Annotated in this window: 27 protein-coding genes; 6 read left to right on the top strand and 21 right to left on the bottom strand. The window is 39.0% G+C overall.

Annotated elements, in window-relative coordinates; translation table 11 throughout:
* Positions 1-111: 111 nt before the first annotated feature.
* From J7E63_RS01655 to J7E63_RS01600, 12 genes are all read right to left on the bottom strand, one after another.
* The gene (locus J7E63_RS01655) at positions 112-1,284 is read right to left on the bottom strand and encodes a UxaA family hydrolase (protein WP_374193692.1); all 1,173 of its coding nucleotides are present in this window, start codon (positions 1,282-1,284) and stop codon (positions 112-114) included.
* Positions 1,271-1,576: a UxaA family hydrolase gene (locus tag J7E63_RS01650; RefSeq protein WP_215009999.1), complete on the bottom strand. Its 306-nt coding sequence runs from the start codon at positions 1,574-1,576 to the stop codon at positions 1,271-1,273. Before J7E63_RS01650 ends, J7E63_RS01655 begins: the two co-directional genes overlap by 14 nt.
* A 26-nt stretch (positions 1,577-1,602) precedes the next feature.
* On the bottom strand, positions 1,603-2,505 hold the full coding sequence (locus J7E63_RS01645; protein WP_215009998.1) for a fumarylacetoacetate hydrolase family protein: 903 nt from the start codon (positions 2,503-2,505) through the stop codon (positions 1,603-1,605).
* A gap of 58 nt (positions 2,506-2,563) precedes the next feature.
* The gene (locus J7E63_RS01640) at positions 2,564-3,847 is read right to left on the bottom strand and encodes a TRAP transporter large permease (protein ID WP_214997785.1); all 1,284 of its coding nucleotides are present in this window, start codon (positions 3,845-3,847) and stop codon (positions 2,564-2,566) included.
* On the bottom strand, positions 3,844-4,374 hold the full coding sequence (locus tag J7E63_RS01635; RefSeq protein WP_215009997.1) for a TRAP transporter small permease: 531 nt from the start codon (positions 4,372-4,374) through the stop codon (positions 3,844-3,846). Before J7E63_RS01635 ends, J7E63_RS01640 begins: the two co-directional genes overlap by 4 nt.
* A 143-nt stretch (positions 4,375-4,517) precedes the next feature.
* Positions 4,518-5,525 carry a C4-dicarboxylate TRAP transporter substrate-binding protein gene (locus J7E63_RS01630; protein ID WP_215009996.1) on the bottom strand — a complete coding sequence of 336 codons (1,008 nt, stop codon included), beginning with the start codon at positions 5,523-5,525 and terminating at the stop codon, positions 4,518-4,520.
* A 69-nt stretch (positions 5,526-5,594) separates the two neighbouring features.
* Positions 5,595-6,536, bottom strand: a complete 942-nt coding sequence (locus J7E63_RS01625; RefSeq protein ID WP_215009995.1) for a fumarylacetoacetate hydrolase family protein — start codon at positions 6,534-6,536, stop codon at positions 5,595-5,597.
* A gap of 24 nt (positions 6,537-6,560) precedes the next feature.
* Positions 6,561-7,334 (bottom strand): SDR family NAD(P)-dependent oxidoreductase, encoded by a 774-nt coding sequence (locus J7E63_RS01620; protein ID WP_215009994.1) that lies wholly within the window; start codon positions 7,332-7,334, stop codon positions 6,561-6,563.
* A gap of 16 nt (positions 7,335-7,350) precedes the next feature.
* Entirely contained in the window at positions 7,351-8,124 is a 774-nt protein-coding gene (locus J7E63_RS01615) for an IclR family transcriptional regulator (RefSeq protein ID WP_215009993.1), read from the bottom strand.
* A 354-nt stretch (positions 8,125-8,478) separates the two neighbouring features.
* Complete coding sequence (locus tag J7E63_RS01610; protein WP_215009992.1) at positions 8,479-9,045, bottom strand: glycosyltransferase family protein; 567 nt, start codon at positions 9,043-9,045, stop codon at positions 8,479-8,481.
* A 27-nt stretch (positions 9,046-9,072) separates the two neighbouring features.
* Positions 9,073-9,345, bottom strand: a complete 273-nt coding sequence (locus J7E63_RS01605) for a glycosyltransferase (RefSeq protein WP_215009991.1) — start codon at positions 9,343-9,345, stop codon at positions 9,073-9,075.
* 14 nt (positions 9,346-9,359) lie between these two features.
* A complete protein-coding gene (locus J7E63_RS01600; RefSeq protein WP_251033310.1) occupies positions 9,360-9,557 on the bottom strand; it encodes a phosphodiester glycosidase family protein in 198 nt (65 codons plus the stop codon).
* A 369-nt stretch (positions 9,558-9,926) separates the two neighbouring features.
* Between J7E63_RS01600 and J7E63_RS01595 the strand changes: the two genes are divergently transcribed.
* Complete coding sequence (locus J7E63_RS01595) at positions 9,927-11,090, top strand: Gfo/Idh/MocA family protein (protein ID WP_215009990.1); 1,164 nt, start codon at positions 9,927-9,929, stop codon at positions 11,088-11,090.
* Between the two features lie 41 nt (positions 11,091-11,131).
* Here the strand turns inward: J7E63_RS01595 and J7E63_RS01590 are convergent, their stop codons facing one another.
* Complete coding sequence (locus tag J7E63_RS01590) at positions 11,132-11,695, bottom strand: LOG family protein (protein ID WP_215009989.1); 564 nt, start codon at positions 11,693-11,695, stop codon at positions 11,132-11,134.
* A 226-nt stretch (positions 11,696-11,921) separates the two neighbouring features.
* Between J7E63_RS01590 and J7E63_RS01585 the strand changes: the two genes are divergently transcribed.
* A complete protein-coding gene (locus J7E63_RS01585) occupies positions 11,922-12,755 on the top strand; it encodes an RMD1 family protein (RefSeq protein WP_215009988.1) in 834 nt (277 codons plus the stop codon).
* Positions 12,756-12,828: 73 nt separating this feature from the next.
* Here J7E63_RS01585 and bioB read toward each other — a convergent pair whose 3' ends face one another.
* Both bioB and J7E63_RS01575 read right to left on the bottom strand, forming a co-directional pair.
* A complete protein-coding gene (gene bioB, locus J7E63_RS01580) occupies positions 12,829-13,827 on the bottom strand; it encodes a biotin synthase BioB (protein WP_215009987.1) in 999 nt (332 codons plus the stop codon).
* 358 nt (positions 13,828-14,185) lie between these two features.
* Positions 14,186-15,046 carry an alpha/beta hydrolase gene (locus J7E63_RS01575; RefSeq protein WP_215009986.1) on the bottom strand — a complete coding sequence of 287 codons (861 nt, stop codon included), beginning with the start codon at positions 15,044-15,046 and terminating at the stop codon, positions 14,186-14,188.
* 333 nt (positions 15,047-15,379) lie between these two features.
* Here J7E63_RS01575 and J7E63_RS01570 point away from each other — a divergent pair, with 333 nt between their 5' ends.
* A complete protein-coding gene (locus J7E63_RS01570) occupies positions 15,380-15,775 on the top strand; it encodes a hypothetical protein (protein WP_215009985.1) in 396 nt (131 codons plus the stop codon).
* A 79-nt stretch (positions 15,776-15,854) separates the two neighbouring features.
* On the opposite strand, the gene J7E63_RS01565 is transcribed toward J7E63_RS01570, so the two are convergent.
* Positions 15,855-16,307 (bottom strand): NUDIX hydrolase, encoded by a 453-nt coding sequence (locus J7E63_RS01565; RefSeq protein ID WP_215010017.1) that lies wholly within the window; start codon positions 16,305-16,307, stop codon positions 15,855-15,857.
* Between the two features lie 187 nt (positions 16,308-16,494).
* Between J7E63_RS01565 and J7E63_RS01560 the strand changes: the two genes are divergently transcribed.
* Both J7E63_RS01560 and rlmN read left to right on the top strand, forming a co-directional pair.
* Positions 16,495-17,445 carry a TRM11 family SAM-dependent methyltransferase gene (locus J7E63_RS01560; protein ID WP_215009984.1) on the top strand — a complete coding sequence of 317 codons (951 nt, stop codon included), beginning with the start codon at positions 16,495-16,497 and terminating at the stop codon, positions 17,443-17,445.
* 80 nt (positions 17,446-17,525) lie between these two features.
* Positions 17,526-18,593: a dual-specificity RNA methyltransferase RlmN gene (gene rlmN / locus J7E63_RS01555; RefSeq protein WP_215009983.1), complete on the top strand. Its 1,068-nt coding sequence runs from the start codon at positions 17,526-17,528 to the stop codon at positions 18,591-18,593.
* A gap of 797 nt (positions 18,594-19,390) precedes the next feature.
* On the opposite strand, the gene fabF is transcribed toward rlmN, so the two are convergent.
* The 3 genes from fabF to J7E63_RS01540 form a co-directional block, all read right to left on the bottom strand.
* Complete coding sequence (gene fabF / locus J7E63_RS01550; protein ID WP_168241837.1) at positions 19,391-20,632, bottom strand: beta-ketoacyl-ACP synthase II; 1,242 nt, start codon at positions 20,630-20,632, stop codon at positions 19,391-19,393.
* A gap of 177 nt (positions 20,633-20,809) precedes the next feature.
* The gene (locus tag J7E63_RS01545) at positions 20,810-21,091 is read right to left on the bottom strand and encodes a phospholipase A2 family protein (protein WP_215009982.1); all 282 of its coding nucleotides are present in this window, start codon (positions 21,089-21,091) and stop codon (positions 20,810-20,812) included.
* 212 nt (positions 21,092-21,303) lie between these two features.
* Positions 21,304-21,504, bottom strand: a complete 201-nt coding sequence (locus J7E63_RS01540) for a hypothetical protein (RefSeq protein ID WP_215009981.1) — start codon at positions 21,502-21,504, stop codon at positions 21,304-21,306.
* Here J7E63_RS01540 and J7E63_RS01535 point away from each other — a divergent pair.
* Entirely contained in the window at positions 21,490-21,864 is a 375-nt protein-coding gene (locus J7E63_RS01535; protein ID WP_215009980.1) for a hypothetical protein, read from the top strand. The genes J7E63_RS01540 and J7E63_RS01535 overlap by 15 nt on opposite strands.
* 602 nt (positions 21,865-22,466) lie before the next feature.
* On the opposite strand, the gene J7E63_RS01530 is transcribed toward J7E63_RS01535, so the two are convergent.
* Together J7E63_RS01530 and ltrA are read right to left on the bottom strand one after the other, a co-directional pair.
* On the bottom strand, positions 22,467-23,660 hold the full coding sequence (locus J7E63_RS01530; RefSeq protein ID WP_168241836.1) for a nucleoside transporter C-terminal domain-containing protein: 1,194 nt from the start codon (positions 23,658-23,660) through the stop codon (positions 22,467-22,469).
* 253 nt (positions 23,661-23,913) lie between these two features.
* Complete coding sequence (gene ltrA / locus J7E63_RS01525) at positions 23,914-25,233, bottom strand: group II intron reverse transcriptase/maturase (RefSeq protein ID WP_215009979.1); 1,320 nt, start codon at positions 25,231-25,233, stop codon at positions 23,914-23,916.
* Positions 25,234-25,890: the final 657 nt, after the last annotated feature.

The raw sequence follows: 25,890 nt of genomic DNA, 5'->3' as shown, positions 1-25,890 counted from the left end.
TTAGCACCTTTTTTTTCAAAACTATTTTTTTTCGTTGATGAGGTATGTATGTTCGTTGTTAAAAATATTTATCCGGTGATAAACCGTACTCCCACCAACTCCAAAAACCTATTAGAAAGTTGGACCGATTCTCCAAATGCCGAAATCATGCTGTTTCAAAACTTCAGCCTTTGTTAATTTACCTGAAGAAACCTTTGTAATTTCATCAAAAATCCGCTGACCTACAGAATCGATTGATTCTTTTCCCTCGATAATCGTTCCTGCATTCATATCAATGTTTTCTGACATTCTTTCAAAAATACCGGTATTGGTTGATATTTTAATAACTGGGGCAATCGGAGAACCTGTAGGCGTTCCTCTTCCAGTTGTAAAAAGAACAACCTGAGCCCCTCCGGCCACCATTCCTGTCAACTGTTCAATATCGTGTCCTGGGGTATCCATCCAAACTAGACCTTTTTTTGTTGGCTGCTCTGCGTAGTCTATAATTTCTTGCAATGGTTTGCTTCCTGCTTTCGTGGCTGCACCTAAGGATTTTTCCTCTAGTGTGCTTAGACCGCCCCTTTTATTCCCAGGGCTCGGATTTCCTGTTCGAATATCGACACCCATTTTTAGTGATCGGTTTTCCATCGCATGAATGATCTGATACGCCTTTTTGGCGATTTTATCATCGACAGCCCGCTCTGCTAATAAATGCTCAGCTCCAATTAACTCTGTCGTTTCAGCTAAAATAGCTGTTCCACCCCGCTCAATAATCATATCGCTGACAGATCCAACGGCTGGATTTGCTGATAAACCGGAACAAGCATCAGATCCGCCACATTCTGTTCCAATGATAAGTTCACTAATATCACATAGCTCTCTCATTTGTGCAGATGCATCCTGAACCATTTTGGCAGCAATCTTTGCTCCCTCCGCAATCGCGGATAATGTACCTCCATGGTCTTGAATGGAAACTACTTGAACAGGTTTACCGGTTTTGGCTAATTCTCCTGCTACACTTCGAGCTTGGTGCGTTTCACAGCCGAGACCTAGCACAACGACTCCATATACGTTGGGATTGGCTCCCATCCCTACATACGTCCGAAACGTTTGTTCATAATCGACACCGACTTGAGCACAGCCATGCTGATGAATAAATGATACCGTTCCTGAAACCAACTCTGTAATCTGTTTGGCCGCCTGGGTAGCACAAGTAATGGTTGGTAAAATTAACACATGATTCCGAACCCCAACTCTTCCATCCGCTCTTCTATATCCCCAAAATTTATTGTTAGTTAATTCCAACTTGATCACCTCTTCCACGTATTCCTTCAATATTATGAATATGAACATGTTCTCCTGGTTCAATATCCTTAACGGCTTTGCCAATCACTTCACCGTATTTTACGATATTCGCTTCTTTTGAGATCAGCGTGATGGCAAACTTATGACCAAATTCAATATCCTTCTTTACTATTACGGATACGGTCTTATCTTGACAAGTGAGCGTTACGGTTGCATTAGCAGGAATATTCTCCATGGCAGTTGCCACATTATCTGTTGGTCTAATCATCACAGCTTTATAGGTATTCTCCATTTTGTAAAGGCTCCTTCTTCCACTTATTAATAAAGAGCAGCGTGCTTTTTTACCGGTGCTTTGACCGGATTGCTTAACACTCCAATTTCAGGAATTTCAATTTCGATTAAATCGCCATCCTGCAACGTAAATTCATTGGGCGGAACAATGCAGGTACCGGTTAATAGGACTGTTCCATCGAAAATCTCATTATCTCTTAAAAGATAGGAAACTAGTTCGTCATATTTTCTTTTTAATTGGCTGGTGTTGGCAAATCCCTCCACTACCTTTTGGTCCTGACGATAAATTCTGCAAATAATATCAAGCTGGTAAGGGTCTGCTACTGCGTCTGCAAGCAAAAGAGCTGGACCAATAGAGCATGAATTCTTCCAAATTTTTGCCTGGGGAAGATACAGCGGATTTTCTCCCTCAATATCCCGAGAGCTCATATCATTTCCAATCGTGTAAGCAAGGATCTCACCTTTCTTATTGATGACTAGCCCCAGTTCTGGTTCAGGTATCTGCCAGTTGGAATCACTGCGGATATACACTTCTGTATTAGGACCTACTAATCTAGCAGCTGTCGATTTCATGAATAGTTCTGGGCGGTCTGCATCATAGACTTTATCGTAAAACGTCGTGGCATCTAGTTTTCCAGCTGTCGCTTCATAATTTCTTGCTTCTTTACTTTTTTCATACGTGACGCCTGCTGCCCATACTTCCGGGGCTGCGATTGGCGGCAGCAAGGTAAGAGACGCTAGCTCCAACTTTTCTGGCTGTTCCGTTTTGATTACTTCTTGAATGAGGGACAATGGTGTCTGCTTGGTATTCTGCGCATACTCCACTAGCTCCATAAAATCCTGATATGCAAGAGGGTAAACCTCCGATTGATTAGTTAAAGCTGCTAATACAGGTGTTCCCTTTTCATTTTGGTACCGAATAACCCGCATATTCATTCTCCTTTTTCTACTCAATTTCTAATCATTTTAGATTGAATGTTCTGTAAAATTACATCATTAGACCTGGTAACCACATGGAAATCGTCGGGACAAAGGTAATAAGCAATAACGCGATGATTAAAACTATATAAAATGGGATGACTTCTTTTAAGAATGCCTCTATCTTTACATTAGCTGTAGAGCAAACTGTAAAAATGGCTGTTCCTAGTGGCGGGGTAATCGTCCCGATTCCAATATTAAATAAGAAGATCATTCCTAAATGGACAGGATCAATTCCATATGCTTGACCCATTGGTATAATCAGCGGTGTTAAAATAACAATGGCGACATTTCCTTCGATAAACATCCCTAAGATTAATAAAAAGACGTTCAAGATTAATAGAAAGGCAATTGGTGTACTTACCATATCTGTTACATATTGAGTGGCAATATGCGGGATTCTTTCCCAAGTAAGTATCCAGCCAAAAGCAGAACCTGCAGCAATAATGATTAATATAGAGGCAGATGTAGAAACAGATTCTTTAAGAGCTTCTTTTAAATGAGGGATTTTCATTTCTCGATAAAATAAGAATCCAATCAGTAAGGCATAGACGATTGCCACAGCTCCTGCTTCAGTGGGTGTAAAAACACCGATTCGGATCCCGCCAATGATGATGACTGGCAGTAATAATGCAAGAATAGCGTTCTTCGAAGCAACAGCCACTTCTTTCGGCCGTGCCATCTTTTCTCTAGCGGGAAGATAACCCCTTTTTTTAGCAACGAAATGAACGGCAATCATCATGAGCACACATGTCATCAAGCCAGGAACAACTCCGGCCATGAATAGCTTACCAATCGAAACATTTCCGATATAACCATATAGGATCATACCAATCCCCGGGGGAATTAATGGAGTGATAAGGGACGATGCGCCAATGACAGAGGCAGAAAAGCCTGGAGCGTATCCCTTTTTAATCATTTCCGGATGCATGATTTTCGCTTGCATCGCTGCATCTGCTAAACCGGATCCTGATAGGCCTCCCATGATCGTACTTAACACGATACTAACCTGAGCCATTCCTCCAGGAAGATGTCCGGTAATCACTTCAGCAAAATCTGCGATTCGGCGCGTAATTCCCGTATAGTTCATTAAAACGCCGGCAACGACGAAAAAGGGGATGGCTAGAAGTGGGACAGATTCTATTCCGGCAATCATTCTTTGAGCGAGCAGCATTGGCTCGATATCTACAGAAAGTAAAAAATAGAGTAAACAGCTTCCGATAATCGCGTAGGCGACAGGAATACCAATCAAAAACAAGGTGAATAAGGAGATGGATGTAATCGCGATTGTCATAGTTTCGCCTCCTTGTGGGATGCAGTTTGATAATCTTTTATTTGCTCAGCATTGATTTTAAATTTCTTCCTCATCTTACTGATACGGGAAGTAATATGTATCGCTGAGAATATACCACATAAAACAACAGCCACATCGATGTAGATATAACTAACTCTGAGTACAGGAGTTAATCTCGATGCCGCCTGTGCTGTCAACTGACTGCCTAAGTAAACAAAGACGAATAAACTAATAAAAGTTAGAACAATTTCCCTAAACAAATCGGCAATTATTTTTAATGAAGGATTTAGTTTTTCGACAAAATATTCGATGCCCACATGTCCATTTTCTTTTTCAACAACACTTGCGCCGAGGAAGGTAAACCAAACGAATAAAGCCAAGGTCATCTCTTCAGTCCATTGTAATGGTTCCCCTAATACAAACCTCATAAATACCCCGACAACTGAAACGCTAATAATTAAAACAAGGGAAATGGAGGCGAATACGCTATCTAGATTTACTATCCAACGACCTAATCGTTTCAACATTTGTTTTGTCACCTCTTTATTTTGCTATTTATGCTGCTACCTACAATCAGCATGATCCATTGATAAGAAACAACAGGGTTAGATATGTGGGATGGGATAATTGATTCCATCCCTCATAATTAACACCTTAGCCTCGCTATCTATTATTCTTTAATAATCTTTTGAACCTTGTCATACAGTCCTGGACTCCACTCGTCCATTTCTTTATAGACTGACTTTGTAGCTTCTTTGAAGGCTTCTTGGTCTGGCTCAATAACTTCTACCCCAGCATCTTTTAAGTCCTTCAGTACGGATTCCTCAGATTCTTTAACTTTTTCTCCCATGAATTTACCGGCTTCGTCCCCGGTTTCCTTTAACACTTTCGCTACATCAGCAGGCAGTGTGTCCATATAAGACTGACCGGCAACCCACTGGATAATCATATTCGTATGTGCTGTTAAAGAAAGAAATTTCGCTTTCTCGTAAACTTTGGACCCCTGGATAACAGGAAGCGGGTTTTCCATTCCGTCTATGACACCTTGAGCGATAGATGGATAAACCTCTCCAAGTGGCAGCGGAGTAGCCGTTGCCCCCATTTTTTCCATGATTTTAATCGATAACGGATTACTCGGGACACGTACTTTAAGCCCTTTCAAATCCTTCGGTTCCTTCACTGGCTTCGTCGTGATTAAGTGACGGTCGCCGTATATCCATTTTGTCGAGACGATATGGAGGCCTTTACCTTGTAAATCCTTTTCTAAGCCTTTAAACCAATCACTGTCCGTTACTTTAAACAAATCGTCATAGCTGTCAGTTAAATATGGAGCGGAAAGAATTCCGATATCTGGAACGTAATCCATTAAAAAGCTAGCATCTGCAATATGAATAATATTGGCGCCTGTTTTCATCTGTTCAATAACATCTGCCTTTGAACCAAGCTGGGAACTAGGATAAAGCTCAACCTTAAGTTTACCCTTACTCTTTTCCTCAGCAAGCCTTTTCCATTCCTGTGCAGCTAAATCTACCGGCTCACCAGGCTGATTTTCATAGCCGATTTTAACGGTATAGACATCTTTTTCCTTTGAGGCAGTTTTTGATTTCCCACAGCCCACTAGCACCATCGAAATACACAAACATAAAACTAATAGAATAGCTGAACCTCTTTTTTTCATTGCTTCTCCCCCTAATAAAATAATAGATTTTCGTCTGTAACCCCTTACATTCGTTCGGTAATGAAACATTTAATTCTGGCTAGTGACTGATTGATTTTGCTCTTCAGTTTTGACGCATGGTAATGTCAACTGGTTAGTTAACACACCAAGTTTTTCGATTTTGATTGTTACTTCATCTCCATCTTTCAGCCAGACCTGTTCTTGTTCCGGAAGACCAAATATTACTCCTTCTGGTGTTCCCGTGATAATTAAATCTCCTGGCTCTAAGGTCATATAGGTAGAAATATAACTAATAATTTCATCGCAATAAAAGATCATGTCAGATGTATTGGAAGATTGTCTAACCTTCCCGTTTACAAACGTTTCGATCTTCAACTGATTTGGGTCGCCGACTTCATCAGCAGTTACGAGATATGGACCAACTGGACAAAAACCATCACAGGCTTTTCCTAAAAGCCATTGATTCGTACGGAATTGAAGATCCCTTGCGGATAAGTCATTAGCATTGCAATACCCTGCCACATAATCTAACGCACTTTCCTTCGGCACCGCTTTGGCCTTTTTTCCAATCACAATTCCAAGTTCTGCTTCAAAATCAACTTTCTTCGCATCCGCGGGAATCTCCACTTTTTCGCTATGACCGGCAAGAGAATTGCCATACTTATTAAAAAGTACAGGGGTTTTAGGCAGTTCCATTTTCGATTCTTCCGCGTGCTTTCGATAATTTAAGCCCACACAAATGATTTTTGCACTTTTCGGTACACATGGATCATATTCAATCTGATTCTCTTGAAGGGTTAAATGGCTGTTATTCTTGTTGTAATTCACAAAATGTTGAAAAAATTCTTTAGAGTCTTCATCTGCTTGGAACCACTGTTCTAAAGAAAGAGGAATATTATGAGGTTCATTAGCTGCTTCCCACGCTTTGACAATGTCTACTATCCCCGCATCTGTTTTCACACCAAATTTAGATTCATCATTCGAACTAACTTTATAATTTACTAGTTTCATATTGATCACCTTCCCATATTGGTATCAAGCATTTTTTCCAAATGTCACGCCACCATCAATATACAGTGGGGAACCCATCATAAACTTCGATTCATCCGATGCAAGGAATAGAGCTGCTTTTGCCACATCATCCGGACGACCTAAATCTCCACTTAGCTGTCTTTTTCTAATGCCGTTTAATCCTTCTTCATAATCGTCATAAGAGTTTTTCAAAAAGTCTTCAACAAATGGTGTTAGGATTGTCCCTGGTAAAAGAGCGTTCACTCTAATGTTGTATGGGGCATAATCGACTTGCATGGATTTTGATAAAGAGAGAATGGCTCCTTTTGTTGCAGAGTAAGAGGCTCTGCGCGCTAGGCCAATTTCAGCAATACAAGAGGACATGTTAATAATAGTACCCCCTTGCTGCTGCATCATGTGCGGCAGCACATACTTACATGGCAAGAAGACACCTTTTATGTTGACATTTACCACCCGATCCCATAATTCCTCACTTGTTTCATGCACTGCCCCAACACCGGATATTCCAGCATTATTAAATAGAACATCGATCCTACCTTTGTCTTCCACCACCTGACTAATCATTCGTTCTACATCCGTGGCATTTGTTACATCTGCTTGCATAAATGCTGCTTCACCACCTAATTCGATGATTTCCTCCACAGTCTCATTTCCTGCATTACTCGATAAATCATTCACGATTACATAGGCGCCTTCTTTCGCAAAAACAATAGCGGTCGCTTTGCCAATCCCTGAACCAGCTCCGGTAATTAAAATCACTTTATTTTTTAATCTCACTCCGATCCCTCTTTCATCAAAATTTAATTGAAGCCACAAATCCAGCTCTTAAAGAAATTTCTTTTGCTAAATTTATAATTTCTGCTTGAGCTTTCTCCTTTTTCTCGTCCCACTTAGAAATCGGCACCGTCGCACTAACGGAAGCAATCATTCTGTTTTCATGATTTAGAATCGGAGCGGCGACACAATAGAAATTCTCCACAGCCTCTTGGTATTCCATAAAAAAACCATTTTCTTTGACACTCATTATTTGTACCCATAGCTCGGCTAAATTTCTAACTGTATATTGGGTTTTCGGTTTCAAGGAATCTTCCGGATATAATCCTTTAAATTCCTCGTACGTAAATTGGGAAAGCTGAACCTTTCCCATAGCAGTGGCATGGGCTGGGTATCTCATTCCTGGGTTGGTGGTAATACTCACGGGAGATGATCCCTCTTTTTTTGCAAGGTACACAATTTCCGTTCCATCCAATATGGAAAGCTGAAGGGTTTCATCCAACCTCTCGAGAGTTGGAAGCGCTGTCAAATTAAACGTATCAATAAAATCAAACTGTTTAAAATATAAAGGAGAAAGCATTCCTAGTCGTGTTCCAAGAGAATATGTACCATCCTTCTCTTTCTTCACCCAATTTAATACCTCCAACGTATTTAATAGGGAAAAGATCGAGCTTTTATTAATGTTTAATTCATTTGCGATATCAATCAATCGATATTTTTCCGGGTGGTGAGCAATCATATCGACTATGTTATCGACACGTTCAATAGCTGGGACCCAATACTTTTTCTCCATGTCACCAAGATCCTTTCAACTTCGCTGGTTTATTATACTAAACCAGGTTTTATAATTAATCTAAAAAATATACTTGGTTTATTAGGATAAACCAAGTTTTATATTTTCTATACATTTAATATATCATGGAGGTTTTAACTAGGCAAGAGGTGTATTTTAAATTTTCCGAATTTTTTAGTACCTCTCACACCTCTAAGTTTGCTAGATTTTGTCAAAATATAAAATGACGCTGAGCATAATAGCTGACAACAAACAAAATCCCTTCTGTGAAAATTTTACTAGTAAAGAGTGAAAAATTGCTTGCATGCGTAAAGAATTCAATCATCAAATAATTTCCAACTAGGATCAATACAGCTAACCATAATATTTGATGATTGTTTTTGAATGGAAGTACTTCTTGGCTTTAAAGACAAGATTTTTATTCAACAAGTAATTACCGAAGGAGCTGATTATTTTTGCTCCTATTACGGAAATAATCAAATTACCCGTCAGCAAATTGATGATATAAAAGAGGAATAAATCAATAATCCCACATGAAAAAGAAGACAAACTAAATTTTAAAATTGGAAAATAAATTCTAATAGAATCATATAAAGGGTGAAAATGACTTCCTCTATTATTATTCTCATAAAGCGTTTGAATCGGAATACTGAAAACCATATAGCCAGCAGCTTTTGCTTCTAATAACTGATTCATTTCATATTCATACCGTTCCCCTTTTATTTGGATCAGCCACGGGAGCATATCGATTGAAAAGCCTCTGAGCCCTGTCTGAGTGTCATTGATTTTATAACCGGATACAAAAGAGAAAACGCTTCTGGTTATGGTGTTGCCAATTAAACTTTTTAGTGGAACCTTTCCTACAAATTCTCTGCTGCCTAAAAGAATCGTTTTCTGATGCGAGGAGAGATCCACAGCCACTCGCTGAATATCCTCCCAGCTGTGCTGTCAGTCACAATCCGCGCAGACGACACCATCTTCGTCTGGATGATGTTTTAATATATAGGAAAAGGCTGTTTTTAGCGCTGCTCCCTTACCTTGATTCCTCTCATGGGACAATACCCTACAGCCTTTTTTTGCTGCTTGCTGAAATATAGAGCGGCAGCTTTCAGTACTGCCATCATTAACAATGAGAATACTATATTGGGAGTTTTGCCCGATTTCATCTATAAGCAGCAGCAACCTTTCATTCGGTTCATATTCGGGAATGATAACCATCATATAATTCACCTCTTTTAATTAATGTATAAAATATCGCTTACTCCACGTTCTTGCCCTTTACCGAGCGGGTTATTTACCACTCTTCCCTTAAAATACATCGTAGATGAACCGCCGCCATCAAGGTTATATGCCTTTGTACAGCCCAAGTCCTCAAACACTTGAGCAAACTCAGTATTCGGGTCAAAGAGAATGACATGAGCTTCATTAATCATATCTCAGCCATCGAAGGAGTAAAATCCACCATTATGTTAAGCTATGATGGCAATTTTACTGCTTAATTCCTCATCCATGTCGAAGCTGATTATATTTGATCAGCTTCTTTCCTTTTTCCTTTTTCCTCAATTCCTGATCGAAAAATTACTTTTTCGATTCAATGCTTTTTATAATAACAGCAAATAAATGGATAAAGATATTCATTGACATCTGTTTCTACCATTCATTATACTAAGGTTAGAAAAAACGATACAACTGTACCACAATGCGGTTAATTATTTCATCATCATACTATATAAAGAACATTTTCAAATAAATCCTCGGATTTTCTATTAAAAAAAGAATCTAATAAAAGATGAGGGATAGAGATGGGTTTAGTTAAGGTTGGCGTGATTGGAATAGGAAATATGGGCAGTTCCCATGTGCAAATGCTGGATCAAGGACAAATCAAAGGAGCAACTTTAACGGCGATTTGCAGTAGTAATGCAAGTCGAACCGATTGGGTGAAAAATAATACGCAAGGTAATGTGCAAATTTTCCGGGACGTAGAGACCTTTTTTAATGAGTCGGGAATTGATGCCGTCCTTATTGCCACACCACATTACAGTCATCCGGAACTCGCCAAAAAGGCCTTTGCGAAAGGAATACATGTCCTCATTGAAAAACCGGCAGGCGTCTATACAAAAGATGTACTGGAAATGAATGAGGCAGCGAAGTCTAGTGGAAAAGTATTTGGCATCATGTATAACCAAAGGGCCAATCCGCTTTATCAAAAATTACGGGACCTTATTCACTCAGGTGAACTTGGCGCAATAAAACGGATCAATTGGATTGTTACGGATATTTACCGTTCACAAAGCTATTACGATTCAAGTAAATGGAGAGCCACATGGCAGGGTGAAGGCGGCGGTGTTCTATTAAACCAGGCACTACACCATTTAGATATTTGCCAGTGGACAACTGGGTTCCTGCCAAAGAGCATTCGTGCCATGTGCAGTATAGGAAAGTATCATGATATTGAAGTAGAAGATGATGTAACCGCATTTTTGGAATATGAAAATGGAGCGACAGGTGTGTTTATCGCTTCAACAGGAGAAGCTCCGGGATCGGATCGCTTTGAGGTTGTTGGCGATCGCGGGAAAATCATTGTTGAAAATGAAGAACTTACTTTTTACCGATTAACACAATCTGAACGTGAATTTAATGCTTCGTATAAAGGCGGTTTCGGTAAGCCTGAATGGCAGAAAGTCGATATTCTAGTAAAGTCTGAAAATGCGAATCATTCAATGATTGTTCAAAATTGGATCGATTCGATTGAAACAGGTTCATCATTATTGGCACCAGGTGAGGACGGAATAAAGGCGCTGGAAATTTCAAATGCCATATACTTATCTTCTTGGTTAAACGAAAGGGTAGAATTGCCAGTCAACCCAGACCTTTATTATGAAAAATTACAAGAAAAAATCAACACTTCCACATTTAAGAAAACGTCCGTCACCAATACTACCTTAGATGTTTCTGGGACACATTAAGTACTACAAGGCGAACAGTACCTGTCACTGTTCGCCTTTTCTCAGTAGGTTTTTATCGTCGGAGGTATATAGTCTAAAAATTTATCTATTAATACGTCGGGTTGTTCTGCAATAATTGCCATCGAACGGAATTTCTCTTGGAGGAATCTTTGTTCGATCATATGGTCAAACAGGCTAATCAATGGGTCATAATAATGATTAATATTTAGAAGACCACAAGGCTTTTGGTGCAAACCAATCTGACCCCAAGTAAACATTTCAAAAAACTCTTCAAGTGTACCGGTTCCACCAGGCAAGACCACATATCCATCAGACAAATCAGCCATTTTTGCTTTTCTTTCGTGCATTGTTTCAACGGTAATTAACTCCGTTAAGCCTTTATGAGAAATTTCACGTTCCTCCAATACTTTAGGGATCACACCAATCGCATGACCGCCTTCATTTAATACTGTATCAGCAACTGCACCCATCAAGCCGTTACTCGAACCGCCGTATACTAAGGTAATATTTCGTTTGGCTAACTCTTTCCCTAATAGAATGGCTCCTTCTCTATATGCCTCAGAAGCACCGAAACTTGAACCGCAAAAAACTGCTAATCGTTTCATAACCTGCCTCCTTAATTTTTTATCTATTATACAGTATATATTTGTCCTATCGAAATTAGAATATTTCAATGAGTATCCCCATAGCTGAAGCTAGGGGTTTTACGCTGCTTTTTGATAATAGTCCAAGCACTATCCAAATAAATAACTGAAAGAAACGTTCTAGCATGTTTTTGAGAGGACAAGAATAAAATCGAAGAAAGGACAAATCACTGGAAAGGTGATAATAGTGAAAGAGATTACCTTTAAAGCATTTGCCATTACGCATGAAATTGATTTGAACAAAATCGCCATCCATTGCGGTATTCCCAAGAAATTCACCTGGGAACAGCCATTAATCCTGAGAGGCGATATTCTAGAATCGATCCTCCATCAAAATGTAGATGATTCGCAAATGGTATTAGTCTTTTCTTTTGGCAGCATTGTCTTCATTAATCACTCACACGCGGATGAGATAACAGTCCTACTTCACTACATCCATTCCTTTGAACCAGACTTTGAAATCGAACAAGCCGACAGATATACAGACGACTACTGCATTCATATTACTGAAACGGAGAACCTTGAATTAACCGATGAATATGTGGTCGTGCCAGAATATGAGGATTTTTACCCTGAATTGATTTCTACTGTCATCGCAAAATCAGTGGCGCTTGAGAAAACAGAGGAACAACTCGGGAAAATCCACGACAAACTTGAAACCATGATCGATAGGCTGGAGAAAGGCAGACTGAGAATCGGCAACAAGGAATTGGCACGTACGACCGCGAAAATCGTGCGTCACGAGTATAATACACTTGCTTATATCATGATTTTAGATAAGCCTGATATTACATGGACGAGCAGCACGGCCAGCGAATTTTACGACAAGATGGTCGAGTTTTTTGAGTTAAATGATCGCTATAAAATTTTGAAAAGCAAGACGGACATTTTATATAACATCATGGATGGTTTTTCGACGATTAGCCATTCGATCCGGGGACTATTCGTGGAATGGATCATTGTAACTCTAATTGTTGTTGAGATTGGTCTGACGATCTTAGAAATTGGCGGATGGTTATAAGGTATATACTAAAAAAAAGACACCTAATGACTTCGGTCAGGGTGTCTCATGCTTTGATTTGGTAATAAAACCTCTAGCTAAGGCTAGCTTTCATTTCTTCTACGGATTCTACTTCAAATCCTAAATCAAGTAACATTTTGTGATCTTCCGTTTCATCTTGTCCAGCAGTTGTTAAGTAATCACCGACAAAGATGGAATTGGCTGCATATAAACCCAATGCTTGGAGTGAACGAAGGTTGACTTCTCGTCCACCTGATATTCGAATTTCCTTTGTTGGATTGATAAAACGAAATAACGCCAAAACCTTTAAACAATAAAGTGGGTTCAATTCTTTTACTCCTTCTAACGGAGTACCATCAATCGCATGTAAGAAATTAATGGGAATTGAATCCGCATCAAGAGCTTTTAAGCTGTTAGCCATATCGACTACATCTTGCTTGGTCTCCTTCATCCCTACAATAACACCTGAACATGGGGACATTCCGTATTCTTTTACCGTTTCCACCGTAGTGATTCGATCATCGTATGTATGTGAAGTTGTGATGTTTGCATGATTGCTCGCAGAAGTATTGATATTATGATTGTAACGATCTACCCCGGCTTCTTTTAGTCGCTTTGCTTGCTCAGGTTTTAACAGCCCTAGACAGGCACAAACTTTCAATCCATATGTTGTCTTTATTTCTTTAACTGCGTCCACAACGTGATCTACATCTTTATTAGATGGCCCTCTACCACTAGCAACAATACAATACGTCCCTATATTTAAATCATGTGCACGTTTTGCACCTTCAATTATAGTATCCTTATCTACCATTCTGTAAGAATTAATCGGTGCTGTCGAAATCGAAGATTGAGAGCAATAGCCACAATTTTCGGGACACAGTCCAGATTTTGCATTCATGATCATATTAAGCTTTACTTTTTTCCCATAATAGCGCTTTCTAATTTGAAAAGCAGCATGCATGAGTAAAAGTACGTCATCATCAGGACAATCTAAAATTGAAAGGGCCTCCTGATTTGTTATTTCCTCCCCATCTAACACACGATCTGCAAGTTCCATCCATTTATTCATCTTTATCCCTCCATTTTATTTCATTTACCATGTCAATCCGATAAATTCCGAATATTCCAAAGTTCCGAAGTTCCAACCATATCCCTTTTAATTGTAAACCAAAATTACGATGAGGTTAACATTTAAATAATAGAATCGATAAATTATTCTGTCAATGGGTTTTGGAATATTTATCTTTTCTAGACAAAAAATGCCTTGTCTTATGACTGGGCATCATACACTTCCTATGGTTACCGCTGGACCGATTATGTCTTCATATACGAAAAATATCACAGCATTATGTACTGTAGTAACAAAAAATTTTATACTATCTTATAAAATAAAGTCCACCTCCTCATAAAATAGCTGGAAATGGACTTTAAATGATCTCTCTATATAGCACCTTTTGTTTTTTATCCATCTGTTTGTCTAACCAGCCACCCAAATCTCCTAAAAACTTCTCTCTTCCCACTCCATCAAAGGGGCGATGCTTGACTAAAGGGTATTCATATAGCTGTTTATCCTTGGAGGCCACTAGGTGAAAAAATTGGCTCAGCTTTGCTGGTGGTGTAATCTTATCGTCAAGTCCGTATTGCAATAAAAACGGAAGCTTAATCGACGTTGCTTTATTTACTACCCGTGATGTCGTTTGGATTAAGCCTTGTCCCAAACCAGGTGTAACGATATTGTGACGTAAACGGTCGGAATAATATTTAGCACGCACGGCTGAATTTTTCCTCTGCAATCGAAAATTTCGAGATTTATTGATACTATAGTCTGGTTTAACCTTCCCCATTAAGCTAATTCCTAACTGCTCAATCGGTGTCACTTCGTAAGAGATGGCAGGAGAAATCGCAATAATTCCTGAGATACCTGCACTATGATCTAAGCAATAGTCGAGGGTAATCAGGCCGCCAATGCTATGTCCGACAATATACAATGGTAATTCGGGCTGATCTAGAGAAACGAGCTTTCGAAACTCGTGTAAATCCCCTCTAAATTCATCCCAAGACCGTATAAATCCCCTTTTACCAGTGCTTTTTCCATGACCGCGCAAATCAAAGGCATAAACAATATATTCTTTTTTAACCAAGCTTTCGCTAAGATTCTGGAGCCCCCCGCTATGGTCGCCATGTCCGTGAACTAAAATAACTGCCGCTTTTGGAGCCGATAATGGTTCGATCACTTGAAAAAATAGTTCTGTTCCATCGACACCATTAAATGTCCCTTCTGTTGTCATGCTATGTAATCCTCCAGTTGCAAACAATATTAAAACAAGTCTTTGTCATTTAGAAATCTTATTAAGTTCATTTTATTATAACACAAAGCAAAAGTACCATATTCCGGTTCCCCTGCCAAAACCTGTGCAGTCTCTAGCAAAAAACTCGACCTATATAAATCGCTTACAAATCTTAATACTTTGAATATTTTAAAGTATATATACAAACCTTAGAAATTGTATTATTATTTCAATAATATAAAAATTAAAGAAATTTCGACAAAAATATAAGCAGCAATTTGATAGGAAAAAATGTCCAAAAAAATTCGACAGCATATACGGGAGGTGAGTAAGATGGAAATCCTTGAAAATAAGCGGTATTCAACAAAGGGTATATGTACGGTAGAGGGATGCGATGAACAAATAAAAGCACGACAGTTATGTAATAAGCATTATGTACGAATGAGAAGGAGCGGAAAAACTGACACCATTAGGGTTGAAGCTTGCTCAATTGACCATTGTCTGGCTGTAGACTGTTCTAAACCCTATTTTGCAAATGGATACTGTGAACATCATAACTACATTTACAATAAATTAGGCTACCCACATATGCCAAAAATAATAAAATTATGTGGAGTTAAAAAATGTTCAAATCACCACTTTCTTAGAGGTCTATGTGAAAGCCACTACAACGAGTGGATATCAAATCTAAAAAAAATACCAGCTTTTGCTGCGAATGAGAAAATGTAATTATTCTGTCTATATGATGTCCATGGAGACGAATACTATGATTACACTATACCTACAAATAGACCTTCTTATGAAAGGTCTATTTGAGCATATTAGGATATTGTTGAATCATCTTCCTGACTAACGGACTGGTTTGTTCCGGTAACTCGTGTAACGGGAAAAATCCAGCATCAATCGACTCTTTCCCATCAATTTTGATCGTATTCTTTTTAATATCTTTTGATACATAGGCAATCGTGACTGGATAGAATTCATCGCCATTTGACAACTTTCGAAAATACTGCTTACCTGAAAATACCTCTACTAACTGAAGTTGGCCAATTTCAACGCCGGTTTCTTCAAACACTTCTCTTCTTCCGGCCTCCTCGACAGACTCCCCTAATTCTAATAGCCCGCCTGGAAGTCCCCAAATGCCTTCAGGTCTTTTTTGTAAAAGAATTTTTCCCTGATCATCAATTACGCACACCATAGCACCTACTAAAATAAGTGGCCGGTTCCCGACTATTTTTCGTAAATCTTCAATATAGCCCATCATTAACCTCCATAAATTGCCTCATTATAATTATAATCTAGCGAATTGGTGCCTGACACTCATTTCTACACCCAATTAAAGGAAATTTTTAAAAATGCGTCTTTTCTTGGTATAATAGATTATGTTTTTCAGATAAACTTGAGGTGAAGAAGAAATAAATAAATTAAAGTATGATAACGATTTGGATATGACTCTCCAAAAAGGTACGACCTATATATATACTTACGCCTTTGCTGAGGATGAACGCTCTTTATGTGCTTTGGAAATGCGCTCATTATTCGGTGAGGTGTCTCAATCTAATGTCTTGGAAAGTTTCGTAAAAATCGATCCAAGTCGAAGCCCGTTTATTAAAGAAAGAATCACGGTGTTAAATAAGGTGGAAAGCCTTGAGGATCTTTTTATACAGGTAGAAACTTTGCAACTAAGCGGAGCAACGTTTAAAGTCACCTATGTGAAAAGTAGTGGTCAGGCAAAAAGTGAACAAGAAGGATTCGAAAACCGGCGTGCCATTGAACGAGAGCTTGGCTTACACATCAATGGTCAAGCAGATCTTCGTCATCCTGATCGATTGTTTGGCGTCATGAATATAGACGGAAGTTGGGTCTTCGGTGAGTATGTAAAAAGTGCGTCGGTTTGGTTTCGGCATCAAAAGAAGCCAAATGGTTATTCCACAGCGCTCAACACACGTGTGGCTAGAGCAGTGGTAAATATCGCCATCCCCAATCCAAACGGAATTAAGGCCATCGATCCTTGTTGTGGAATTGGAACCGTCCTAGTTGAAGCTAGGTCGATGGGAATTGATATTGTTGGAAGTGACCGCAATCAGCTTATCCTTCCTGGAGCACGAGAAAATATGATACACTTTGGTCTTAGCGGAGAAATACACTTAGCTGATATTCGCGATATCACCAATCATTATGATGTAGCCATCATTGATTTGCCTTATAATTTGTGTTCGGTGATAACCCCTGATGAGCAGCTGGAAATGCTCCAAAGTGCACGTAGGCTTGCTGACAAAGTGGTCGTCGTTACCGTTGAACCTGTCGATGAAATTCTTTTAAAAGCAGGTTTTGCGATTTTTGATCGTGCTGTTGCTAAAAAAGGGTTATTTATACGAGAAGTGATAGTATGTAATTGATAAGGCTCCATCTTTGCCTATTCATTAATAATATAACGTAATCTTTATTAAGTTTTATCGTTACGAAAAGAGGGGAATGTATGAATAAACAGTCCATATACGGATTAACTATAGATCAATTGGCTACTTGGCTTACCGAGCACGGTGAGAAGAAGTCGAGAGCACAAAAAGTATGGGAATATCTTTATCGAAAGCGTGTAACAGCTTTCTCGGAAATGACAGAAGTAAATCAAGCGTGTCTTCAATTACTGTCAGACAACTTCGAAATCCAAACCTTACAGGAGCATATTAAACAAGAATCAGCTGATGGAACGATTAAATTCTTGTTTAAACTTCAGGATGGCAACTTGATTGAAACGGTATTAATGCGCCAGAAATATGGCCTTTCTGTTTGTGTGACAACTCAAGTAGGCTGTAACATTGGCTGCAGTTTTTGTGCGAGTGGTTTATTAGCAAAAAGCAGGGATTTATCGAGCGGGGAAATTGTCGAGCAGATTATGAACGTTCAATTGCATCTGGACAACAAAGGACAAGGTGAAACGGTCAGTCACGTAGTCGTGATGGGGATTGGTGAACCATTTGATAATTTTATAAACCTAATAGACTTTATCAGGGTGATTAAAGATGATAAAGGGCTTGCGATTGCGGCTAGACGGATCACCGTGTCAACCAGCGGTCTCGCGGAAAAGCTTATTGAGTTCACGGATATGGGGCTGCAGGTAAATCTTGCTGTTTCCCTGCATGCGCCAAATAATGAGCTTCGTACGCGTATTATGAAAATAAACCGTGCGATTCCGATTGAAAGATTAATGCAGGCGATGGAGTATTACGTAGAAAAGACAAACCGTCGGATTACGATTGAATATATTCTGTTGCGTGATGTAAATGATCATAAGCAAGAAGCCGAGCAACTGGCCGAACTTCTTCGCCCTCTCGGACAGCAAGTCTATGTAAACTTAATTCCATATAATCCGGTCGATGAACATAGTCAATATCAAAGAAGTGAACAGGAATCAGTCCTGGCATTTTATGATACGTTGAAAAAGGGCGGAATTAATTGTAAAATCCGCCAAGAACATGGAACAGATATTGATGCCGCGTGCGGACAGTTACGAAGCAAACAAATCAAAAAAGCTGAAGTACAGTAATTTCATAAAAGGTTATGTTAAACAAGGTGTTGGTTTAACATAACCTTTTTAGTTTTATCCGCATTTTATGTCTGTGCCGATTTCGACATTCTTTTCTCCATTTCCCGGGAAAAAATCCTGTTGATAAAAGGGTTTATATAGAATCTAATCAAACGTTTGGTTAGTAAGGAATTATCGGGAAACCTGTCAAAGTGTGATTTATTACCGATAAAAGTCCTTTTATCGACTTGTTTTTTCTTTTAATAGCGGAAAAACATACCTGGGCCGACCAAGTTTTGCTTCAATAAAAGGTTGAAATCCTTTATTTATAGGGTCCCATGGCTATTTAATCAAACGTTTGGTTAGTTTTATTTTTGGTGGAACTAGTCGAGACATGTAAAAGATTTAAAAGGAGAAAGGGCTCGTTAGTATAATAGCTGTTTATTTTTAATACGCTGATAAAATCTAATTTCCCGCTGATAAAGTGTGTGAATTCGCTGATAAATAGACCGGAATCGCTGATAACCCCCTCAAAACCGCTGATAAAAAAATGAAAGGATCTTTATTAATATATGAACCTCACTTTACTAAGAGAAATCCCTATGTTAATGGCAGACCAAATTGGTTTCGCAAATAAATTCTACTTTTTCGCAAATAAAAATCAAGTGTAGTTCTAAACCTTCGATTTGGTAGGTAGAAATATTTCAAAAAGCATAGTTTTTTAAATAAATCATCTTCTTTTAACGTGTAAAGTCATCTCTTTTTGAAAAAACATACAAAAAAGGTATCTAAATAAGATTTAGACACCTTCGTTTTAGTTATTCAGTAAATTTTTTAAAAATCAATGTGGCATTATGACCGCCAAATCCTAATGAATTTGATAAAACCACTTGAACATCCTTCTCCTTTGCCACGTTGGGGACATAATCTAAGTCAAGTTGTTCATCAGGTGTTTCATAGTTGATGGTTGGAGGGATGATTCCTTCCTTGATCGCTAAAACAGAAAAAATGGCTTCGATGGCCCCTGTCGCACCTAACATGTGGCCTGTCATCGATTTTGTGGAACTTACAGATAAAGTATAGGCATGTTCCTTGAAAACCTCTTTGATGGCTAACGTTTCATACAAATCATTATAATAAGTCGACGTCCCATGAGCATTGATATAGTCGACTTGGTCAGGGGAAATCCCAGCATCATCTAATGCTAATTTCATTGCACGCTGGGCACCTTCTCCGTCTGCTGCAGGTGTGGTAATGTGATGGGCATCACCTGTAGCTCCATATCCTATCAATTCTCCATATATGGCTGCACCACGGGCGATAGCGTGTTCTAATTCTTCTAGTACCACTATTCCTGCGCCTTCCCCGATGACAAACCCATCACGATTCTTATCAAAAGGCCGGCTTGCCGTGTTCGGGTCTGGATTTTTTGAAAGGGCAGTCATATTAGAAAATCCGGCAACGGTCATCTCTGTAATCGTTGCTTCTGTTCCGCCAGCAATCATCATATCCACATCCCCCTTTTGAATCACACGGAATGCATCACCGATTGAATTGGCCCCTGAGGCACAAGCCGTAACCGAACAATTGTTGATTCCTTTTGCTCCAAGTGCAATCGAAACTTGTCCTGCCGCCATGTCTGGAATAAACATTGGAATAATAAACGGGTTGACTCTTCTTTGACCTTTTTCAATAAACTTCCGGTGTTGTTCCTCGAACTCAGCTAAACCACCGATTCCTGAGCCAATCCAAACACCGACTCGTTCAGGTTGAATATTTTCACCGATTTGGATCCCTGCATCATTGACAGCCATTTGACTTGCAGCCACAGCAAATTGACTATAACGCCCCATTCTTCTCGCTTCTTTTCTATCCATAAATTCTTCTGGTGCAAAGCCCTTTACTTCCGCGGCGATTTTGATATCCACTTTTTCTACATCAAATATCGTTGCTGGACCAATACCTGAGACACCACGTTTAATCTGTTCCCATGTTGAATGAGCATCATTCCCCAAAGGAGTGACTGCTCCAATACCTGTAATCACTACTCTTTTATTCATTTAATGCTCTCTCCCACCCATTATTCAAAGTTATTTACCGACGAATTATCATCCTTTATAGTTTAACTAATTTAGAGTGGTTGGACAAATTGATATCGAACTATCTTTAGATTTATGTTTAGTTTGTGTAAACAAATGGATGTCGTTTAAGCATATCAAGGTTTAACTACATATCACCTATTTTGGACAAGTGAACGTTGTTTTCAGTTTCATGAACCCGTACATTAAGCGTGCATTTCTACCTTTTTGGGTATGAGGATTCATTTTTGACTCAAGGCATTTCATAAATTGCTTATCACAGTAACACGGGGAATTCCCTCGGCTCAGACAACGATCATGCTGGTAGCAGCAGCCATCCACATCATTAATTGGTCTTCCCGGCCCGCTGCACCCCGGTCCACACCATCGATAACCTGGGAAAAGGCAAAGAGACAGCAGGCTCTTTTTTCTCCGTTTCAATCATTTACACCTCCTATAATTTTCCTAATATATTAATATGTAAAAATATAAAACCTGATTAGACATGTATTCTAAAAAGGGTACCCACCCACAGTGTGCTGAGATAATATGTCGGGAGACAACCTAAGTGAATGAGTTAAACCTATTAAAAAAAGCGGAACCTTTTAAGAAGGACCGCTTTTGTAGATTATTCAATTCGGAAAATTACTCTATCATTTTCCTCTATACTTTTCACACCACTTTATATACATTCGTTCATATTCAATTCCAAATTCCACAACCGAGATACTCGAGGCAATCGGGTCATTCGGGTTGGATGGATCAAGCATTTGGTGGAGTTCTGCTAGTTTCTCCAAATAGACGGCTAACACCCGGTATATCGTGAGAACTTCATTAAAATGATAATGCAGCATAGCATCAATGCGCGTTGGGCCATAGAAAACGGAATGTTTACATTCAATGCGAAAAACATTGATGAGCTTTTGGAGAAAACCGAGTGTTTCACACTAGACGGTGTGGCCGACAAAATTACTTGTCCAACCTTAGTGTGTGAAGCTTCTGCAGACCACTTTTTCGCCGGCCAGCCTAAGCTGTTGTTCGATGCTCTTGCCTGCGAAAAAACCTATATGATTTTTACAGAAGAAGATGCTGCTGAGGAACACTGCCATTTCGGCGCCCTCCTCTTCTTTAACCAAAAGGTTTTTGATTGGTTGGATGTAACGCTGGAATTCAATAGTGACTTACAACTTTCTGAAGGAATTATAGTAAAGTAGATAGAATTTCTTAATAACTCCATTGGTATCTGGATGATGTTAAAAGTGGAACAAACGATGAATTTGTTTTTAGCTATGCAGTAACAAGGTTCTCTAACAAGCTATCGTTGAATACAATAAACATAATAGGTTTTTTACGGCTTATATGTTTATTAAAAATTTTCACTTGAAAGGGGAATCTATACCTATGGATGTTTGCATTTCCTGTGGAAGTGAATTGTCGAAGTTTGAAAGGAATAGAAGTGAATGTTGGGAGTGTATGGATACAACCACTGAGGCCTATGCAGAAGAGGAATAATATCTCAATAACTATCCTTTTATAATAAAAAAACGGCCCTATTCCTCAAGACAAACATTAGGAATGGGGCCATCTTGGTTTTGGTTACTATCTCCACTGTGCACCGGCATAACTTTCGCCAATAGTGTTAATTGGATACATTTTTCACTACTTTCATTTCATTTTTGTAGCCAATTGCCAGGATCACATCACTACTTTTCATTCAAAAAAAAAATCCCTCCAAGTTAAATTCTTAATGGGCAATCTGAAATCTTGTATAGAAGGCACATCATACATTCACGATTCACCCTCTCCTAGCACTCTTTTACCAAACAAATAATCCAACAATCATCGCACTTAATAAAGATACTCCCACTCCACTGACCAACAGCTTCCAGACATTTTTTCCGATGATACTTGATTTTTCCTCACTAAGGATCGAATTAAACGTTCCATAAATCATACCAACTGTACTAAAGTTTGCAAAGGAAGTTAAGAACGTGACGGCAACAGCGACTGTATGCGGAGCAAGTCCACTTATTTTACCTTTGAGGTCCAACATCGCAACAAACTCATTGGTCGCTAGCTTTATTCCCATTAATTGCGCTACATACATGGCATCATCCCCAGCTAAACCAAGCAAGAACGCGAATGGGCTAAAGATTATTGAGAAGATTTTTTGGATGGTCAGCCCTTTCACCACGAAACCTAAAATTCCATTTATACCAGCAGTTAAGGCAACATAACCGATTACCATTGCCATGATGACAATGACCATCTTCACTCCGACTAACATACTGTTTGATATGGTTGAAAAGAAATCTTTTCGCTCCTCCTTCGAAGGAACATAAACGATATCTTCCTCTTTACTCACCTCAACAGGGTTCAGCATGTTTGCAATCAAAAGCGCGTTCAAGCAATTCAACGGAATCGCCACAAATACATATGTCGCTGGAACCATTGTTAAGTAGGCCCCAATGATCGAACCGCTGATGCTGCTCATACTCATGATTCCAAACGTTAGCAGGCGATGTTCTTTTAATACGGTCAGCTGCTGACGAATAACGGCCAGGGCTTCTGTATTTCCAAGAAACATCATCTGGATTGAAAAGAAACTCTCTAGCTTTGGCAATCCAGATACTTTTGAAATGAGCCAGCCCACTTTATCAATGATCCATGTTAAAATTCCGAAGTACGTTAAAATATCAAAGAATGTAATAATGAAAATAATTGGCATTAACGCACTAAAAAAGAAATCCACATGCTCATTCGCCATCACGGATGGGAATACAAATGAAGTCCCTTCGTTCGCACAAGCAATTAACCAGTTAAAAAACGATGCTATTTTATTAATAATCCATGACCCGATTTTCGTCGATAACATAAACCAGGTGATAGCTAATTCAACAACCAACAACGTCAAAATCGATTTCCACTTAACGTTTCTTTTATTAGGCGAGCAAAAATAAATAAGAACGAGCATTACTAATACTCCAAGTACATTAAACAAAAAATACAAGTAATCAACTCCTTTGGTTTAATATTCCCTAAATATTTTTTTGTATAGAAAAATCCCTCACCTTTTTCACACTTTCCACCGCTGGATATCATTAATTAAATTTGTAGAGTAAGAAACTGATTTCAATGGGATAGCCTCACGGCTGTCTCTTTTACTTTCAGTTCTCCGGGTAGAAAGGTCGCCCATTTGGCGACTCAAACCCCCACAGAACCCGGCGTGCGGATTTCCCGCACCGGGCTCTTCAGAAATTGCTTCACAGTTTCGCGTACATTTTTAATTCCGAAAATGGAATTAAAAGTTTAGGACGCTTTAGAGGAAAAATCGACTTAATCTTATTGAACTTTTCCCACGTTATATAGCTCTTTTGGCTTCTACTACTTAACATTCTTCTCCAATAACGTTCCGTAATTTTATAGATTTTTGTTATTGACCGAAGATTGCCAGCCATACCATAGTAATTGTAATGACCTCTAAGAATTTGATTTATCTTCTCAACTTGGTCTTTTATAGACCAATGTCTGATAGTACGAAGTACTTCTTGGATTTTATTTACACTTCGCTTAAATCTGGTCTTCTCGGTTTTCCTACCTACCATGAAATTACCCTTACGGTTTTTTGTACAATAATGTGTAAAACCTAGGAAATAGATCGTTTCTAATTTCTTTCCTTTTTGCAGGGCATGTTTACTGGCAAACCGTCCAAACTCTACTAACCTAGTCTTATTAGGTTCAAGCTCTAATGAGAATTTCCTTAATCTTTTCACAAGGACTTTCCCAAACCTTATTGCATCTGAACGATATTGAAAACACACTACAAAATCATCGATATATCTTATTAGATATGACTCTCCTTTGAGTCTTGGTTTTATTGCTTTCTCAAACCACAAATCCAATACATAGTGAAGATAAATGTTACTTAACAGTACACTAATTGAACCACCTTGCGGTGTTCCAGTTTCACTGACATAAATATCCTTACCTTCCATTACACCTGCTTTTAACCATCTTTTAATCAGACTAATAATTCTAGGATCACCAATCCTATGTTGCACGAATTTAATTATCCAATCATGGTCTAAGGTTCCAAAGAAGTTCTTCAGGTCAGCTTCCAGTACCCAGCTAACTTTCTTCCCTGAAATAGTCTCATTAAGTGTAGCTAAGGCATTATGTGCTCCCCTATTTGGCCTACCCCCGTATGAACAATTTAGAAAGTCTTGTTCATAAATTGATGAAAGTACGGTTGCCGTACTTCTTTGTAAAGCTCTATCTGCCACCGAAGGTACTCCGATTGGTCGTTTTTCGACTTTCCCAGGTTTAGGTATCCAGACCCTTCTTACTGCTGGAGGTTTGTAGCTATGTCTGTGGATTGAATTCAGTATATCTCCAACCCAATTTTCAAACTCAATTATAGCCATATCCCTCGTGATACCATCAATTCCAGGTGAAGTGTTCTTTGGCATATGGTTTAAACTAGTCCAAATCAACTCTTTTGTAATGTGATGTGCTACTGATGTAAATTGTAGTTTTGCATCCAGTTGAGCTTTTACTGCTATTCTCTCTAATCCTGTTGTCATGATTGGTTTCTCCTTACTTTGAATTAAGGACCGAAATCTTCCATTGAATGAAGCTCATGTTTCCTTAGATTGATTCAATTTCCGCTAACCGCTTCCCCGTGTAATAGGCTCTCCCTATCTCAGAGTACTATCAGTTAGTAAGACTTCCAATAAACCATCGAATTCTCCTTGCTTTGTAGGCTTGTTGAATTCTTATCTACATCCTGTAGAAGTTCATTGGATCTCCCTTGTTCCCAAGGAATCCATTGATGACATGCCGTAGGTACGAATCCCGGGAGTAATGAGAATGACCTAGCCTTTGGCGGTTATTTCATTATTGCCTTCCCCATTGAGAGAAAAGGTCGGCTACTCCACATCACGTTTAATTTCGGGACTAATTATCCTTTTCACTTTATTCCGGCCTACCATCTTCCTGTCTACGCTTCGCAGTACACGTTACCGTGTACCACGCAAGACTCGGTACAAGACTGCTGGCTAAGCATTATCTAGACGACTATCTCAAGTCGTATGTATTCCTTGAGCTTTCAAGGCGCAACTCCTCATCAAACCGTACGTGAGGTTTTCCCTCATACGGCTTTCCGACGTTCTTCTTTCTTTGGCTTTACGGTAACTAACTAGCTAATTTCACTAAAATATGTTCAATTTCTTTTCTTACAT

The organism is Bacillus sp. ISL-75 (genome assembly GCF_018613095.1).
Note: the sequence above shows the minus strand (reverse complement) of the source record. Positions and strands in the feature narration are given on the sequence as shown.

Excerpts from the sequence above, each read along its gene's own strand:
- J7E63_RS01600 (WP_251033310.1), bottom strand. The coding sequence starts at position 9,557 with ATGATTAATGAAGCTCATGTCATTCTCTTTGACCCGAATACTGAGTTT.
- J7E63_RS01635 (WP_215009997.1), bottom strand. The coding sequence starts at position 4,374 with ATGTTGAAACGATTAGGTCGTTGGATAGTAAATCTAGATAGCGTATTC.
- ltrA (WP_215009979.1), bottom strand. The coding sequence starts at position 25,233 with ATGACAACAGGATTAGAGAGAATAGCAGTAAAAGCTCAACTGGATGCA.
- J7E63_RS01540 (WP_215009981.1), bottom strand. The coding sequence starts at position 21,504 with ATGCTGCATTATCATTTTAATGAAGTTCTCACGATATACCGGGTGTTA.
- J7E63_RS01560 (WP_215009984.1), top strand. The coding sequence starts at position 16,495 with ATGACTCTCCAAAAAGGTACGACCTATATATATACTTACGCCTTTGCT.
- J7E63_RS01650 (WP_215009999.1), bottom strand. The coding sequence starts at position 1,576 with ATGGAGAATACCTATAAAGCTGTGATGATTAGACCAACAGATAATGTG.
- J7E63_RS01535 (WP_215009980.1), top strand. The coding sequence starts at position 21,490 with ATGATAATGCAGCATAGCATCAATGCGCGTTGGGCCATAGAAAACGGA.
- fabF (WP_168241837.1), bottom strand. The coding sequence starts at position 20,632 with ATGAATAAAAGAGTAGTGATTACAGGTATTGGAGCAGTCACTCCTTTG.
- J7E63_RS01575 (WP_215009986.1), bottom strand. The coding sequence starts at position 15,046 with ATGACAACAGAAGGGACATTTAATGGTGTCGATGGAACAGAACTATTT.
- J7E63_RS01590 (WP_215009989.1), bottom strand. The coding sequence starts at position 11,695 with ATGAAACGATTAGCAGTTTTTTGCGGTTCAAGTTTCGGTGCTTCTGAG.
- J7E63_RS01645 (WP_215009998.1), bottom strand. The coding sequence starts at position 2,505 with ATGCGGGTTATTCGGTACCAAAATGAAAAGGGAACACCTGTATTAGCA.
- J7E63_RS01570 (WP_215009985.1), top strand. The coding sequence starts at position 15,380 with ATGGAAATCCTTGAAAATAAGCGGTATTCAACAAAGGGTATATGTACG.
- J7E63_RS01605 (WP_215009991.1), bottom strand. The coding sequence starts at position 9,345 with ATGATGGTTATCATTCCCGAATATGAACCGAATGAAAGGTTGCTGCTG.
- J7E63_RS01595 (WP_215009990.1), top strand. The coding sequence starts at position 9,927 with ATGGGTTTAGTTAAGGTTGGCGTGATTGGAATAGGAAATATGGGCAGT.
- rlmN (WP_215009983.1), top strand. The coding sequence starts at position 17,526 with ATGAATAAACAGTCCATATACGGATTAACTATAGATCAATTGGCTACT.
- J7E63_RS01615 (WP_215009993.1), bottom strand. The coding sequence starts at position 8,124 with ATGGAGAAAAAGTATTGGGTCCCAGCTATTGAACGTGTCGATAACATA.
- J7E63_RS01565 (WP_215010017.1), bottom strand. The coding sequence starts at position 16,307 with ATGGGCTATATTGAAGATTTACGAAAAATAGTCGGGAACCGGCCACTT.
- J7E63_RS01640 (WP_214997785.1), bottom strand. The coding sequence starts at position 3,847 with ATGACAATCGCGATTACATCCATCTCCTTATTCACCTTGTTTTTGATT.
- J7E63_RS01630 (WP_215009996.1), bottom strand. The coding sequence starts at position 5,525 with ATGAAAAAAAGAGGTTCAGCTATTCTATTAGTTTTATGTTTGTGTATT.
- bioB (WP_215009987.1), bottom strand. The coding sequence starts at position 13,827 with ATGAATAAATGGATGGAACTTGCAGATCGTGTGTTAGATGGGGAGGAA.
- J7E63_RS01625 (WP_215009995.1), bottom strand. The coding sequence starts at position 6,536 with ATGAAACTAGTAAATTATAAAGTTAGTTCGAATGATGAATCTAAATTT.